Genomic DNA, 14842 nt, shown 5'->3' on the forward strand with positions numbered 1-14842 from the left:
CATGACTGACCATTCCCCGCTTACCGGCTCGCGCCTGAGCCGGCGTACCATTCTCGGCCTGCTCGGCGGCGTGTCCGCGACCGCCGCGTTCGCGACGGCCTTCCCCGGCATCCGCCGCGCCAACGCCGCCACCACCGGCGCGCTCAACATCTATAGCTGGCCGGACTACTTCTCGGCCGACGACCTCGCCGCCTACGCTGCGAAGAGCGGCGTCACGCCCAACATCGCGACCTACAACTCGAACGAAGACATGTTCGCCAAGCTGAGCAGCCCGGCCGGCTCCGGCTTCGACATCGTCATTCCGAGCTCGGGCTGGATCAAGCAGCTCGCCGACAAGAACCTGCTGCAGCCGCTCGATCATTCCAAGATCGACTTCAGCGCGCTCGATCCCTCGCTGCTCAACCGCAACGACGACCCCGGCAACAAGTACTCGATCCCGAAGGATTGGGGCGTGCTCGGCGTCGTCTACGATCCGGATGCCGTCGGCGGCGAGATCAAGACCTGGCAGGATTTCTTCGACGCCGGCGCCAAGCCGAACGTCTCGGGCAAGATCCGCCTGACCAAGTCGGCGTCGGAGACCGTCGGCCCGGCGCTGTGGCTGGCCGGCAAGGACTGGAACACGGCGACCGTCGACGACATCAAGGGCACCGCCGATTTCCTCAAGGGCTTCGCCAAGCACGTTAAGACCTTCTCGAGCTTCGATCCGGCGGCGCTGGCGAGCGGCGCCATCGTCTTGGCGCAAGCCAACCAGTCGGCGGCGCGCGGCGCCATCGCGCAGAACCCGAAGCTCAAGTGGGTCGTGCCCGGCCCGTGGAGCGAGATCTGGGTCGACAGCTACGCCATCGCTGCCGGCGCCCCGAATCTCGATCAGGCCTACGACTTCCTCAACTTCTTCCTGTCGCCCGACATCCAGGTGAAGGAGACGCAGTACATCGGCTACCCGGCCGCGATCGCCGGGCTGCAGGGCAAGCTGCCGGCCGACGTCAAGAACGCCGACCTGATCTTCGGCGGAGCCGGTCTCGACTTCAGCAAGCTGACGACGTTCATCGTCAACCCGGATACCATCGCCGCCTATCAGGACGTCCAGAATCAGGTCCAGGCCGCGGCGGGCGGCTAAAGCGGAGCACCATTGTCCGCAGTTCTCATCAACGATCCGGCCGGCGATCCGAGGATCGCCGGCCGCGCTTTTATCGGCCGCGCGGCGCAGGCCCGCCTCGGCGACAATCTCTTCGCCGGGATACCGGCGCTGTGGCTGTTTGTTTTTTTCATCACGCCGCTCGCCTTCACCGTCGTCTTCTCGTTCGGCCACTCGACCTTCGGCGGCATCGCGCTGGGCTTCACGTTCGACAACTACAGGCAGGCGCTGTCCGGCTTCTACCTGACCTCGTTCCTGCGCACGATCCAGTTCGCCGTCACCGGCTCCGCGCTGTGCATCCTGGTCGCCTTCCCGGCGGCGTACTTCATCGCCCGCCACGCCGGCCGCTGGCGCGGCGTCCTGCTGGTCGTCGTGCTCATCCCGTATTTCACCAGCTTCCTGATCCGCGTCATGTCGTGGCAGATCCTGCTGCAGCGGCGCGGCCCGCTGGAAGGCATCCTCAACTTCACGCACATTTATTCCGGCCCGCTCGATCTACTCGACACGCAGACCGCGGTCTTCATCGGCATCGTCTATGCCTACCTGCCGATCGCCATCGTGCCGCTTTACGTCGTGCTGGCGCGCATTCCGCCGGCGCTGATCGAGGCGAGCCGCGACCTCGGCGCTTCGCGCTGGCGCACCCTCGTCCATCTCGTGCTGCCGCTGGCGCGGCCCGGCATCGCCACCGCCGTGCTGCTCACCGCCGTGCCGATGCTGGGCGAACTCGTGGTGCCGACGCTGCTCGGCGGCGACAAGGGGGTGCTCATCGGCCGCGCCATCGCCTCGCAATACATCCAGTCGGAGAACTATGCGCTGGGCTCGGCGATGGCGGTGCTCGTGCTGATCGCGGTCGCCGTCATCGTCGGCGCGCTGGCGCGGCTGACGCGCAGCTTCGCCGAGGTCTCGGCATGAGCACGGTTCGCGTTTCCGCCGGGAGGATGCCGAACGCCGGCGCCGCGGCGCTGGGCGTCTGGTACGCGCTGGTCGTCGTGTTCCTGTTCGCGCCGATCGCCGTGTCGATCGTCTATTCGTTCAACCTCGGCACGCTCGGCAAGCAGACGGCGCTGTTCACCGGCTGGACGACCGAGTGGTACGCCAACGCCTGGAACAACCAGTCGCTCCGCCGCACTGTTCAGACCAGCGTCGTCGTCTCGTTCTGGGCAGCGCTCATCTCGGTCGTCATCGGCACCGCGCTGGGCTTCGCCCTGGTCCGCCACCCGAACGCGCGGGTGCGCGGCGCGCTCTCGGGGCTGACGTACTTCCTGCTCATCGTGCCCGAGACGGTGACCGGCGTGTCGCTGCTGCTGTTCTACGCCGTGACCGGCATCCGCCTCAGCCTGTGGACGCTGGTCGCCGGCATCACGCCGCTCGCCATCTCGGTGACCGCGCTCATCGTGCGCGCCGGCGTGCTGACGCTCGACCGGCGGCTCGAGGAGGCTTCAGCCGATCTCGGCGGCAGCCGCCTGCAGACGCTCCGCTTTGTCGTATTGCCGCACCTCGCGCCGGCCGTCGCCGCCGGCGCGCTCATGGCCTATGTCTTCTCCTTCGACAATCTCGTCGTCTCGGCGTTCCTGACCACGCCCACGGTGAACACCTTGCCGGTCTATCTCTACGGCAGCCTGCAGTACGGCCCGTCGCCGGCGGTCTACGCCGCGGCCACGATCGTATTCGGATTCACCATCGTCCTCCTCGCCATCGCCGGGCTGCTCTATCGCGTCGTGCGCCGGCGCGGCGCTGGCGCATCGCCATCGCGGCCGGGCTGAACGTGACCAACTGGAACCCGCTGCTCGACGCGCCGAACTATCCGGCGGACGGCTACGCCAGGCTGGCCGACCGGCTGGCGCGGCTGCTGAGCACGAAGAACGACGTCCTGCTCGTCCAGGCGGAGGCCATCGTCGCACTCGAGGCGGCGGCGCTCGGCCTCGCCCGTCCCGGTCTCCGCGCCCTCAACATCGTCACCAGCCCCTACGGCGTCTGGTTCGGCACCTGGCTCGGCCGCGGCGGCGCGGCGGTGACCCAACTGGCGGCGACGCCCGGGAAGCCGATCGAGACGGCCGCGGTGGCTGCCGCGCTCGCCGGCAAGGACATCGGCCTAATCGCGGTGGTCCACGCCGAATCCGCCAGCGGCATCCTCAATCCGCTGGAGGAGATCGCCGCGCTCGCCCGCGAGGCCGGCGCGCTGCTCGTCGTCGATGCCGTCGCGTCGTTCGCCGGTCATCCCCTCGATGTCGATGCGCTCGGTGCCGATATCGTCGTGGTCGGGCCGCAGAAATCGCTGGGCGGGCCCTCGGGCGTCTCCGCGCTGTCCGTCAGCCCCCGCGCGTGGCAGCAGATCGCGGCGCCCGGCGGCCCGACGTTGTCGACGCTCTCCCTCGCCGACCTCAGGGCCAACTGGCTGGCCACCGGCCGGCGCGCGCTGCCCGGCATGCCGTCGGCCGTCGAGTTCTACGCGCTCGAGGCGGCGCTCGACCGCATCGAGGCGGAAGGCATCGCCGCCGTCGTCGCGCGCCACGCCGTCGCCGCCGCCGCCAGCCGCGCCGGATTGGCGGCGCTGGGCTTGCCGGCCTGGGTCGGGGAGCGCGCCGCTTCCAATCTTGTGACCGCCGCCGAGATTCCGGCCGGAGTCGATCGCGCGGCGGTGCTCCGGACGCTGGTGCCGTTCGGCGTCGACATCAGTGCGGCGATAGGGCAGGGCACCGACCGGCTGCTCCGCCTCGGCCACACCGGACCGCGCGCCCGCTTCGAGGCTGTGCTCGCCAATGTCGTCGCGCTGGGCAGCGTGCTGGCCTCGCTCGGCGCCGACGTAGATGTCGGTGCCGCCGCCGCCGGCATCGCTCGCGTATTTGCCGGAGCGTGACGCCGGCGATGGTCAGGCTGCTTTCCGCGCGGTAGGCGGATAGCCGGCAGGCCACGTTCCTTCACCCGGCCGGTTAGCCGTGATAAGAGCATTTGAAAGCAGCAGCAACTTTTGCTCAATCTCGTGAAGTGGCTTTGCGTAAGCGTGAATTCCCGGGCGGGCGATGGATGAACGGCTTCAGTCTGGTAATCTTCGATTGCGACGGCGTCCTCGTCGATAGTGAGGTCGTGAGTTGCCGGTGCCTGGTCGATACCCTCGCCCGGTACGGCGTGAAGATCGGCCTGGACGAAGTGTTCGACCGTTTTCTCGGGCGCAGCTCCAGTGCCGTGGAGGAATATTTCCTGGCTGTCACCGGCGCGCCGCTTCCCGTCTCGTTCGGTGCCGCGCTGTATGAAGATCTGTCGGCTGCCTACGAACGGTCCCTGCGCCTGATACCGCATGTGCGTTCCGTGCTGGAGTCCGTCGATACGCCTTACTGCCTCGCCTCGTCGAGTGACCCGGCGCGCGTTCAGATGACTTTGGGAGTGACCGAACTGGACCGATATTTCGGCGATCGGATCTACACGGCGGCGATGGTTGCCAACGGCAAGCCGGCGCCCGATCTTTTTCTTCTCGCGGCTGAGCGCATGGGCGCCGACGCGGCGACGACTCTGGTCATCGAGGACAGCGTCAACGGAGTGCTCGCCGGCAAGGCCGCGGGCATGACGGTGTGGGGTTTCGTCGGCGGCAGCCATCACGCCGAGCGCGACGGCGCGCGGCTGCTGGCCGACGCCGGCGCCGACCGCGTGTTCGACTCGATGCGCGACCTGTTGCCGGCATAGCGGATCGAGCGATGGACCAGAAAGTCGACAAGGCCGAGAAGTCCCGCCTCGACGACGCCGCGCGCGCCGGCTGGCTCTACTACATCGCCGGCATCACGCAGGACGAGATCGCGCGCGAGCTCAACGTCTCGCGCCCGACCGCCCAGCGGCTGGTGTCGCTGGCTTTGTCGGAACGGCTGATAACCTTCCGTTTGGACCATCCGATCGCCGCCTGCATGGAGCTCGCACGCCGCCTCGGCGAGAAGTTCAAGCTCCAGCATTGCGATGTCGTGCCGACCGATCCGAGCAACGCCAACAACGTCGCCGGCGTCGCCAGCAGCGCCGCCGGCTTCCTCGAGCGGCAGCTCGCCGCCACGACGCCGATGATCATCGCGCTCGGCACCGGACGAACGCTACGCGCCGCGGTCGATCAGATCCGCCCGATGAATTGCCCGCACCATCAATTGGTGTCGCTGGTCGGCAACATCGCTCCCGACGGCTCGGCGAGCTTCTTCGATACGCTGACGCGGCTCGCCGACCTGACGCAGGCGCGCCACTACCCGATCCCGCTGCCGCTGGTCGCGGCAAGCGAAGCGGAGAAGGACCTGCTGCTGTCGATCGAGCCGGTGCGCCGCGTCCACTCGCTGGCGGCGCGCGCCGACCTCACCATCGTCGGCATCGGCCAGATGGACGCCGATGCGCAGCAGTTCATCGACGGCTTCATCTCGCGCGAGGAACTGTTCGAGATCATGCGCGCCGGTGCGGCGGGCGAAGTCGTCGGCTGGTCGTTCGGCAGCGACGGGCGTCCGCTGAAGACCGACACCAACGCGCGCCTGACCTCGGTGCCGCTGCGCCCGGCCGATGGCCGGCTGGTGGTCGGCGTGGCGCTTGGCCCGGCGAAGATAAAGGCGATCCGCGCCGCGCTCACCGGCCGCATCGTCTCGGGCCTCATCACCGACGAGGCGACCGCGACCGCGCTTCTGGCGGGCCGCTAGCCAAATACGTCTGCTGGAGAGAGCAAGCGCCGGCCGCCTGAAAAGGGTGCCGCGGGCGCAAAAGATGCGTCGATACCGTGCATCGGCCGTTGACAGAATGACGCATGCGTGTGAACTTATGATTAATGCCGGAGCAAATGCTCACGGCAAACTTGGGAGGAATTCATGAAGCGTATTCTGGGCGCCCTTCTGGGCGCGGCATCCCTGTTTGCACTCGGTCAGGCCAACGCGGCCACGCAGTTGACCATCGCCACGGTCAACAACGGCGACATGATCCGGATGCAGAAGCTCACCGACGATTTCACCAAGGCCAATCCGGACATCACCTTGCAGTGGGTGACGCTCGAGGAAAACGCGCTGCGCCAGAAGGTGACGACCGACATCGCCACCAAGGGCGGCCAGTACGACGTGCTGACCATCGGCACGTACGAAGTGCCGATCTGGGCGAAGCAGGGCTGGCTGGTCGCGCTCGACAACCTCGGCGCGGATTACAACATCGACGATCTGCTGCCCGCCATCCGTGGCGGCCTGTCGCAGGACGGCAAGCTCTACGCCGCGCCGTTCTACGGCGAGTCGAGCTACGTCATGTATCGTAAGGACCTGATGGACAAGGCCGGGCTGAAGATGCCCGACGCGCCGACCTGGGACTTCATCCGCCAGGCGGCCGACAAGATGACCGACCGCGCCAACGGCATCAACGGCGTGTGCCTGCGCGGCAAGGCCGGCTGGGGCGAGAACATGGCGTTCCTGACGGCGACGTCGAACTCCTTCGGCGCCCGCTGGTTCGATGAGAACTGGAAGCCGCAGTTCGACCAGCCGGAATGGAAGAACACGCTGCAGTTCTACGTCGACCTGATGAAGGCCGACGGTCCCGCCGGCGCCTCGTCGAACGGCTTCAACGAAAACCTGACGCTGTTCCAGCAGGGCAAGTGCGGCATGTGGATCGACGCCACGGTCGCCGGCTCGTTCGTCACCGACCCGAAGGCCTCGACGGTAGCCGACAAGGTCGGCTTCGCGCTCGCCCCCGACAACGGCCTCGGCAAGCGCGGCAACTGGCTGTGGGCGTGGTCGCTCGCCATTCCCGCCGGCTCGCAGAAGGTCGACGCCGCCGAGAAGTTCATCTCGTGGGCGACCGGCCCGCACTACCTCGACCTCGTCGCCAGCAAGGAAGGCTGGGCTAACGTGCCTCCGGGTACGCGCACATCGCTCTACAACAACGCCGAGTACACCAAGTCGGCGCCGTTTGCGGCGATGACGCTGGCCTCGATCAACGCGGCCGACCCGACCAAGCCGACCGTGAAGCCAGTGCCCTACACCGGCGTGCAGTTCGTCGCGATCCCCGAGTTCCAGGGTCTCGGCGATACGGTCGGCCAGATCTTCTCGGCCGCGCTCGCCGGGCAGACCAGCGTCGACGATGCGCTGAAGCAGGCCCAGGACGCCGCCACCCGCACCATGACCAAGGGCGGCTACATCAAGTAGGCTTCCTCCCGGAGCCTCGACTGCGCTGTCCGGAGCGGCAAGCCGCCGCCCCGGACAGTTCCGCTCCGGTGGCCGCCGAAGGGAAGCCCGCGCGCCGGTCACGGCGAAAATGAACCTCTGCCTCTCGGGAGGTGGTCGGAGGAACAAGAAAATGGCGACCAAGAATACCCGCGGGCTCGCCCGCGCCATGCTGGTGCCGTCGGTCGTGATCCTCTTCGTCTGGATGATCGTGCCGCTCGTCCTGACGCTCTGGTATTCGTTCCAGACCTACAATCTGCTGAACCCGGCCAACAGCGGCTTCGCCGGCTTCTCCAACTACGTCTACTTCCTCACCGATCCTTCGTTCTATCAGGCCTTCGCCAACACCCTGATCCTCACCCTCTCGGTGCTGGTGATCACGGTCGTCGGCGGCATCCTGCTCGCTCTGCTGCTCGACCAGGCGATCTACGGGCAGGGGATCGTCCGCATCCTCGTCATCTCGCCCTTCTTCATCATGCCGACGGTCTCGGCGCTGGTGTGGAAGAACATGATGCTCAATCCGAACTACGGCATCTTCGCCTGGATCGCGACGCGCTTCGGCTTCGCGCCGGTGCCGTGGCTGGAAAACTATCCGCTGTTCTCGGTCATCATCATCGTCGCCTGGCAGTGGCTGCCGTTCGCGACGCTCATTCTGCTGACCGCGCTGCAGTCGCTCGACGAAGAGCAGAAGGAGGCGGCCGGCATGGACGGCGCCAACTTCGTCAACCTGTTCGTCCACATCGTGCTGCCGCACCTCGCGCGCGCCATCACCGTCGTCATCCTGATCGAGACGATCTTCCTGCTCTCGGTGTTTGCCGAGATTCTGGTCACCACCAACGGCGGCCCCGGCTACGCCTCCACCAACATCGCCTACCTCGTCTACCATCAGGCGCTGCTCGACTACGACGTCGGCGGCGCCTCGGCCGGCGGCGTCGTAGCGGTCATCCTCGCCAACATCGTCGCCTTCTTCCTCGTCCGCATCGTCGGCAAGAATTTGGACGCGTGAGATGAGCGACACTTCACACACCGCGGCCCCGCCCACCACGCTTCGCCTTCGGCTACGCGCGGTCCCCCCTCCCCATGCTGGGGAGGGATTGGAGTATGCCGCGCGACCGGAACTCCACTTATCCCTCCCCGGAACGGGGAGGGGTGACCACGCGAAGCGTGGTGGGTGGGGAACCGCAAGGCACGCGCCGCGTCCACGGCCCGTCACTACTCCGGCAAAGGAGCCGCGCTAGATGGCCCGCGCCGTCACCCCGCAAAGAAAATGGACCTTCACCATCCTCGCCTGGCTGGTGGCGTTCCTGATTTTCTTCCCGATCCTGTGGACCTTCCTCACCGCCTTCAAGACCGAGGGCGACGCCATCCTTTTTCCGCCGGCGTTCTTCCCGCCGCACTGGACGCTGGAAAATTTCTTCGAGGTCCAGTCGCGCTCGGACTACTTCAAGCACTTCTTCAATTCGGTGGTCATTGCCGGCGGCTCGACCGTCCTGGCATTGATTATCGCCGTGCCGGCGGCCTGGTCGATGGCCTTCTCGCCGTCGAAGCGCACCAAGGACATCCTGATGTGGATGCTCTCGACCAAGATGATGCCGGCGGTCGGCGTGCTGGTGCCGATCTACCTGATCTTCAAGAACCTCGGCCTGCTCGACAATCTCTTCGGGCTGACCGTCATCCTCATGCTGATCAACCTGCCGATCGTGGTGTGGATGCTCTACACCTACTTCAAGGAAATCCCGGTCGACATCCTCGAAGCGAGCCGCATGGACGGCGCCACGCTGTGGAAGGAGATCGTCTACGTCCTCCTGCCGATGGCGGTGCCCGGCATTGCCTCGACCATGCTGCTCAACGTCATCCTCGCCTGGAACGAGGCGTTCTGGACGCTGAACCTTACGGCGGCCAACGCGGCGCCGCTGACCGCGTTCATCGCGTCCTACTCCAGCCCCGAGGGGCTGTTCTGGGCGAAGCTTTCCGCCGCCTCGACGCTCGCCATCGCGCCGATCCTGCTGCTCGGCTGGTTCAGCCAGAAGCAACTCGTCCGCGGGCTTACCTTCGGCGCCGTGAAATGACCGCGACACGCAACAGGAGGGCTGCCTGATGGGCCGCATTGTTCTGCGCAACGTCCGCAAGGCCTTCGGCGAGATCGAGGTCATCCCCTCGGTCAATCTCGAGGTCGAGGACGGCGAATTCGTCGTCTTCGTCGGCCCGTCCGGCTGCGGCAAGTCCACGCTGCTCCGCCTGATCGCCGGGCTGGAGGACGTCACCAGCGGCGCCATCGAGATCGACGGCGTCGACGTTGCCGACGCGCCGCCGGCCAAGCGCGGCCTGTCGATGGTGTTTCAGTCGTACGCCCTCTATCCGCACATGAGCGTGCGCAACAACATCGCCTTCGGCCTGAAGATGGCCGGCGAGCCGAAGCATGTGATCGCGCAGAAGGTGGAGAAAGCGGCGGCGACGCTCAACCTCACCAGCTACCTCGACCGCCGGCCCGGCCAGCTTTCCGGCGGCCAGCGCCAGCGCGTTGCCATCGGCCGCGCCATCGTGCGGGAACCCAAGGCGTTCCTGTTCGACGAGCCGCTGTCCAATCTCGACGCGGCGCTGCGCGGCCAGATGCGGCTGGAGATCACCCAGCTTCACCAGTCGCTGGAGACGACGATGATCTACGTCACCCACGACCAGGTCGAGGCGATGACCATGGCCGACAAGATCGTGGTGCTGAACGCGGGCCGCATCGAGCAGGTCGGCACGCCGCTCGAGCTTTACAATCACCCGGCCAATCTTTTCGTCGCCGGTTTCATCGGCTCGCCGCGCATGAACCTGATCAAGCCGCCGGCCGGCACCGGCGAGGCGGCGGCGACCATCGGTGTGCGGCCGGAGGACGTCGCGGTGTCGCGCGACAAGGGCCAGTGGGCGGGCACGGTGCACATCGCCGAGCACCTCGGCTCCGACACCTTCTTCTATATCGACACCAAGGACATCGGCCGCGTTACCGTGCGCACGCCCGGCGAGTTCGGCCTCGCCGCCGGCGAGCAGGTCTGGCTGACGCCGAAGCCCGACCGCATTCACCGTTTCGACAAGGCCGGCCAGGCAATACACACGTAGCAGTTACTTTCGCCGATATTCGGGTTCGACAGGAGTGGTGACGATGTATCTCGAGATGTTCAAGTTGGGCGGGCGCACGGCGCTGGTCACCGGCGGCGGCCGCGCCATCGGCCTGGCGTGCGTCGAGGCGCTGGCCGAGGCCGGCGCCAGGGTCGTGATCGCCGATCACGACGCGGCGATCGCCGAGGAAGGCCGCGCCAGCCTCAAGGCCAAGGGCTACGACGTCGACGTCGTCAAGATGGACGTCACCCAGCCGCAGCAGGTGAACGAGGTCGCCGACGACATCGTCCGCCGCCTCGGCAAGATCGACATCCTGGTCAACAACGCCGGCATCGCGCGCAGCGAAACGCCGGCCGAGACCGTCACCGACGAGCATTGGCTGAACGTCATCGACGTCAATCTCAACGGCGTCTTCTGGTGCTGCCGCGCCTTCGGCCGCCACATGCTGGCGGCGAAGTCGGGTTCGATCGTCAACATGGGCTCGATGTCGGGCTTCATCGTCAACCGCCCGCAGGAGCAGGCCTTCTACAACGCCTCCAAGGCCGGCGTGCATCACCTGACCAAGTCGCTCGCCGGCGAATGGGCGAACCGCGGCGTGCGCGTCAACGCCGTCGCGCCGACCTACATCAACACGCCGCTCAACGCCTTCGCCAAGCAGAACCCCAAGATGTACGACCGCTGGATCGACTCGACCCCAATGGCCCGCATGGGCGAGGTCTCGGAGATCGCGTCGGTCGTCTTGTTCTTGGCCGGCGACGCTGCCAGTCTGATGACGGGGAGCGTGGTCGTCGTCGACGGCGGATATACGGTCTGGTAGCGCCGGTCCGGCCCGCCGTCCTGGTGAGGCATGGCAGAAATTTTCGCCGGAATTGACGTCGGTACGGGCAGCGCCCGCGCCGGGCTGTTCAATGCGCAGGGCGTGCTGCTGGGCTCCGCCAAGCGGGCGATCGAGATCTGGCGCGAAGCCGGCGACATCGTCGAGCAATCGTCGGACGATATCTGGGAGGCATGCGCCGGCGCGCTGCGCGCCGCGCTCGCCGAGGCCGCGGTCAAGGCAAGCGACGTCGGCGGCATCGGCTTCGACGCCACCTGCTCGCTGGTCGTTCTTGACGCCGCGGGCGCGCCGCTGTCGGTCAGCCCGTCGGACGATCCGCGCCGCAACGTCGTCGTCTGGATGGACCATCGCGCCGTCGCCGAGGCGCGCGCCATCGACGAAACGAACGACGACGTGCTGCGCTATGTCGGCGGCACCATCTCGCCCGAGATGGAGATGCCGAAGCTGCTCTGGCTGAAGCGGCACCGGCCGAAGACTTTCGCCGGGGCAGGGCATTTCCTCGACCTCGCCGACTATCTCTCGTGGCGCGCGACCGGAAGCCTGGCGCGGTCGAGCTGCACCGTCACCTGCAAGTGGACGTATCTCGCCCACGAGAGCCGCTGGAGCGATACGTTCCTCGCCGCGATCGGCCTCAATGAGCTCAGCGAAGATTCGCACCGCCGCATCGGCCAGACGATCGTGCCTCCCGGGACACCGTTGGCATCGGGCCTCACCGCCGCCGCGGCGCGCGATCTCGGCCTCGATCCGGGAACACCGGTCGCCGCCGGGCTGATCGATGCTCACGCCGGCGCGCTCGGCACGCTTGGTGGACGCGCCACCGACGGCGCACCGGGCGACCCGACGCAGCGCCTCGGCTACATCATGGGCACCTCGTCCTGCATCATGGCGAGCACCGCGGCGCCGACTTTCGTTCCGGGCGTCTGGGGGCCGTACTACTCGGCCGTCGTCCCCGGCCTGTGGCTGAACGAAGGCGGCCAGTCGACCGCCGGCGCCGCGCTCGATCACCTCGTCCGCTCCCACGTCGCCTATCCGCGCGTCGCCGCCGAAGCCAAGGCGGCCGGCCGCGAGCCGCTCGATTATCTGGAAGCCCGCATCGTGCGCCGCATGAACCGGCTGTCCGACGCGGCGCGGCTCGCCGGCGAGCGGCACGTCCTTCCCGATTTTCTCGGCAATCGTTCGCCCTACGCCGATCCCGATACGCGCGCCGCCATCGTCGGCCTGTCGATGGACGATACCGTCGAAGACCTCGAGATCCATTTCGTGGCGGGCCTCTGCGGCATCGCCTACGGCCTCGCCGAGGTCGTCGATGCGCTCGGCGCCAACGGCATCGCCTCGCACCGCATCGTCGCCAGCGGCGGCGCCAGCCACAGCCGGCTGGTGCGCCAGATTCTCGCCGACGCGACCGGCCAGGTCGTCGTGCTTCCCGAGACGGCGGAGCCGGTGCTGCTCGGCGCCGCGATGCTGGGCGCTCTGGCCGCCCGCCGCTACGCCACGTTCGAGGCAGCGATGGCGGCGATGTCGAGCGACGGCATAGCCACCGCGCCAACGCCTGCCGATGTCGCCGACTTCCACTCCCGCAAGCGCAGCGTCCACCGGATGCTCCGCCAGATGGAGAGCGAAGCGCGCGAGGCCATGACCTACGCGCTCTGAGCGCGACGCCGCGATCCCGTTTTCGTCGCGGTCACTGCCGCTGCGGCGTCATCAGTTTGATGAAGCGGGCGACGGCGCCGTGCTGCCGGATGAACTGCTGGTACTCGCGATAGACCGGGTCGCGGCTGAGGTGCTTTTCCTCGGTGTAGGCGCGCGCGACGTAGATCGCGTTGGCGAGGATCAGCAGCACGGACTGCGACAGTGCCGCGCCCAGCCCCTCGTTCGACAGGAAGGGTATCGAGACCAGCCAGAAGGAAATGCATTTGAAGACGTACGCCGGATGCTTGGTCCACCGGTAGGGACCGCTGGTGATGATGCCGCGATGCGTGAGGTTGGAGAAGCGCAGCCCGAAGGAGACGGTGGCCCACGCGTAGATGGCCGCCGCGATGAGGATCAGGCTTCCCCAGACGAGGTAGATCGCCTCGTGCCCTGACGTCAGCCCGCCCCAGTAGAAGTTGTCCTGCTCGTAGCGCAGGTAGTTCTGGCCGACGATGCTCCAGAACGGCTGGTAGCAGACGAGGCAGACGACCCAGCCGACGGCCGTCGGCTCGGCGGAGCGGATGTGCGTGTCGAGCAGGCGGAACGTGAAGGTGTAGCCGACGACCGCGAACAGCAGATCGAACAGGAAGAACCCGCTGTAGGACGCTTCGAAAAAGGCGCTGAAGCTGGTCGAGAGCTTCGCGACGTCGACGGCCCAGATATCGTGGAGCGCGCCGGCCAGATAGACGAACATCAGCGGCAGGAAGAATCCCTTGACCAGCCAGCCGCGGACATGCTGTCCGAGCAGATCGCGCTGCGGCAGCGGTCCGCGCAACGTCAGGAACCGTCCCAGTTCGGCGTAGATGTCGTCGGGCTCCATCTGCCGGCGATCGACATAGGCGACGTAGACGGGCGAGATCAGCGCCAGCCACGGCAGCATGAGCCGGACCGCCGCCGAAGCCTCGGCATAGAAGTTGCCGTGGTATTCCGGAAAGACCAGATAGGCCGCGGCGACCGCGCCGAGCGTCGCCCAGAAGCCGATCAGCTTGGAGACGATGCGCTCGACGTTCCACGCATTGGCGGGACGCAGCGCCATGCCGGCCGACGGGTTCGCCGAGGTACGGAATAGGGCGAGATCGACGAGGATCATCGCCGCCGCCGTGATGAAGACGACGAGCAGCGTCTTCTCGTGGAGCGGCAGGCCCGGCCGCTTCAGCGCGACGATGGCGATCGCCGAGGCGGCAAAGCCCGTCAGCGCGGTCGCCATCCGGGTCGCCGACACCGGCCGCGTGGCATTCGCCGGCGCCAATTCCGGCGCCACGTAACCATCGGCGGCTTGCACGACCTCGATCCGGGCCGCTTGCCGCCGTGCCGCGCCGAGGCTTCCGCGCACGTCAATCGTCATGGGCGAAAGCCGTGGTGGCTTGGCGGCGAGGAGAATCCGCCGCTCGAACCGGGCCCTGAAGGTCCGCCGCTTGAACCCGGCGAAGATCCGCTGCTCCCGCTCGATGCCGGCCGGCCGCCGCCCGAACTCGAATTCCCGAAGCTGTGCGTGCTGTTGCCACCGTCGGATTTCTGGCCCGATCCGCCGCGCGAACCTGTCCCGCTGCTGCTCGATCCGCCCGAGGCACCGCTGGACGACGACGTGCGGGCGTTGGCCGTGAAGCCGCCGTCACCCGCGCCGCTGCTGCTGCTGCTGGTCTGGCCGCTGGAGCCGCTGCTCTGGCCGCTGCTGCCGCTGCTGCCGCTCGAGCCCGGGTTGTCGGTTGGCTCGCCGCCGCTGCTGCCTTGGTCGTCCCCGCCGCTCGCGGCCCCGGAGGAACTCGCACCGCTGCTGCTGCTGGTCTGGCCGCTGGAGCCGCTGCTCTGGCCGTTGGTGCCGCTGCTGCCGCTCGAGCCCGGGTTGTCGGTTGGCTCGCCGCCGCTGCTGCCTTGATCGTCCCCGCCGCTCGCGGCCCCGGAGGAACCCGCGCCGCTGCTGCTGCTGGTCTG

At 67.4% G+C, this 14842-nt stretch carries 14 protein-coding genes; 13 read left to right on the forward strand and 1 reads right to left on the reverse strand.

The window, feature by feature from the left end:
* Position 1: 1 nt before the first annotated feature.
* The 12 genes from WDM94_03470 to WDM94_03525 all read left to right on the forward strand — a co-directional run bounded on the left by WDM94_03470 (position 2) and on the right by WDM94_03525 (position 12871).
* Positions 2 to 1117 (forward strand): spermidine/putrescine ABC transporter substrate-binding protein, encoded by a 1116-nt coding sequence (locus tag WDM94_03470; protein MEJ0011684.1) that lies wholly within the window; start codon positions 2 to 4, stop codon positions 1115 to 1117.
* 12 nt (positions 1118 to 1129) lie between these two features.
* Complete coding sequence (locus tag WDM94_03475) at positions 1130 to 2047, forward strand: ABC transporter permease (protein ID MEJ0011685.1); 918 nt, start codon at positions 1130 to 1132, stop codon at positions 2045 to 2047.
* Positions 2044 to 2898 carry an ABC transporter permease gene (locus tag WDM94_03480; GenBank protein MEJ0011686.1) on the forward strand — a complete coding sequence of 285 codons (855 nt, stop codon included), beginning with the start codon at positions 2044 to 2046 and terminating at the stop codon, positions 2896 to 2898. Before WDM94_03475 ends, WDM94_03480 begins: the two co-directional genes overlap by 4 nt.
* Positions 2895 to 3992, forward strand: coding sequence for an aminotransferase class V-fold PLP-dependent enzyme (locus WDM94_03485; protein ID MEJ0011687.1), 1098 nt, complete (start codon positions 2895 to 2897; stop codon positions 3990 to 3992). The genes WDM94_03480 and WDM94_03485 overlap by 4 nt, the downstream gene beginning before the upstream one ends.
* A 92-nt stretch (positions 3993 to 4084) precedes the next feature.
* Positions 4085 to 4813, forward strand: a complete 729-nt coding sequence (locus WDM94_03490) for an HAD family hydrolase (protein MEJ0011688.1) — start codon at positions 4085 to 4087, stop codon at positions 4811 to 4813.
* A gap of 11 nt (positions 4814 to 4824) precedes the next feature.
* Positions 4825 to 5787 carry a sugar-binding transcriptional regulator gene (locus tag WDM94_03495; GenBank protein MEJ0011689.1) on the forward strand — a complete coding sequence of 321 codons (963 nt, stop codon included), beginning with the start codon at positions 4825 to 4827 and terminating at the stop codon, positions 5785 to 5787.
* Positions 5788 to 5952: 165 nt separating this feature from the next.
* Positions 5953 to 7266: a sugar ABC transporter substrate-binding protein gene (locus WDM94_03500; protein ID MEJ0011690.1), complete on the forward strand. Its 1314-nt coding sequence runs from the start codon at positions 5953 to 5955 to the stop codon at positions 7264 to 7266.
* A 151-nt stretch (positions 7267 to 7417) separates the two neighbouring features.
* A complete protein-coding gene (locus tag WDM94_03505; protein MEJ0011691.1) occupies positions 7418 to 8290 on the forward strand; it encodes a sugar ABC transporter permease in 873 nt (290 codons plus the stop codon).
* Positions 8291 to 8522: 232 nt separating this feature from the next.
* Complete coding sequence (locus WDM94_03510) at positions 8523 to 9353, forward strand: carbohydrate ABC transporter permease (GenBank protein MEJ0011692.1); 831 nt, start codon at positions 8523 to 8525, stop codon at positions 9351 to 9353.
* 28 nt (positions 9354 to 9381) lie between these two features.
* Positions 9382 to 10386: an ABC transporter ATP-binding protein gene (locus WDM94_03515; GenBank protein ID MEJ0011693.1), complete on the forward strand. Its 1005-nt coding sequence runs from the start codon at positions 9382 to 9384 to the stop codon at positions 10384 to 10386.
* Between the two features lie 43 nt (positions 10387 to 10429).
* Positions 10430 to 11203 (forward strand): SDR family oxidoreductase, encoded by a 774-nt coding sequence (locus WDM94_03520; protein MEJ0011694.1) that lies wholly within the window; start codon positions 10430 to 10432, stop codon positions 11201 to 11203.
* 30 nt (positions 11204 to 11233) lie between these two features.
* The gene (locus WDM94_03525) at positions 11234 to 12871 is read left to right on the forward strand and encodes an FGGY-family carbohydrate kinase (protein ID MEJ0011695.1); all 1638 of its coding nucleotides are present in this window, start codon (positions 11234 to 11236) and stop codon (positions 12869 to 12871) included.
* 31 nt (positions 12872 to 12902) lie between these two features.
* Here the strand turns inward: WDM94_03525 and WDM94_03530 are convergent, their stop codons facing one another.
* Positions 12903 to 14192, reverse strand: coding sequence for an isoprenylcysteine carboxylmethyltransferase family protein (locus tag WDM94_03530; protein ID MEJ0011696.1), 1290 nt, complete (start codon positions 14190 to 14192; stop codon positions 12903 to 12905).
* On the opposite strand from WDM94_03530, the gene WDM94_03535 reads away from it, so the two are divergent.
* On the forward strand, positions 14187 to 14786 hold the full coding sequence (locus WDM94_03535; protein ID MEJ0011697.1) for a hypothetical protein: 600 nt from the start codon (positions 14187 to 14189) through the stop codon (positions 14784 to 14786). The genes WDM94_03530 and WDM94_03535 overlap by 6 nt on opposite strands.
* Positions 14787 to 14842: the final 56 nt, after the last annotated feature.

Source organism: Bauldia sp., from assembly GCA_037200845.1.
Lineage (GTDB): Bacteria > Pseudomonadota > Alphaproteobacteria > Rhizobiales > Kaistiaceae > DASZQY01.

Bases quoted from the DNA above. Each gene is read 5' to 3' on its own strand.
- WDM94_03470 (MEJ0011684.1), top strand. From the start codon at position 2: ATGACTGACCATTCCCCGCTTACCGGCTCGCGCCTGAGCCGGCGTACC.
- WDM94_03480 (MEJ0011686.1), top strand. From the start codon at position 2,044: ATGAGCACGGTTCGCGTTTCCGCCGGGAGGATGCCGAACGCCGGCGCC.
- WDM94_03495 (MEJ0011689.1), top strand. From the start codon at position 4,825: ATGGACCAGAAAGTCGACAAGGCCGAGAAGTCCCGCCTCGACGACGCC.
- WDM94_03500 (MEJ0011690.1), top strand. From the start codon at position 5,953: ATGAAGCGTATTCTGGGCGCCCTTCTGGGCGCGGCATCCCTGTTTGCA.
- WDM94_03505 (MEJ0011691.1), top strand. From the start codon at position 7,418: ATGGCGACCAAGAATACCCGCGGGCTCGCCCGCGCCATGCTGGTGCCG.
- WDM94_03510 (MEJ0011692.1), top strand. From the start codon at position 8,523: ATGGCCCGCGCCGTCACCCCGCAAAGAAAATGGACCTTCACCATCCTC.
- WDM94_03515 (MEJ0011693.1), top strand. From the start codon at position 9,382: ATGGGCCGCATTGTTCTGCGCAACGTCCGCAAGGCCTTCGGCGAGATC.
- WDM94_03520 (MEJ0011694.1), top strand. From the start codon at position 10,430: ATGTATCTCGAGATGTTCAAGTTGGGCGGGCGCACGGCGCTGGTCACC.
- WDM94_03525 (MEJ0011695.1), top strand. From the start codon at position 11,234: ATGGCAGAAATTTTCGCCGGAATTGACGTCGGTACGGGCAGCGCCCGC.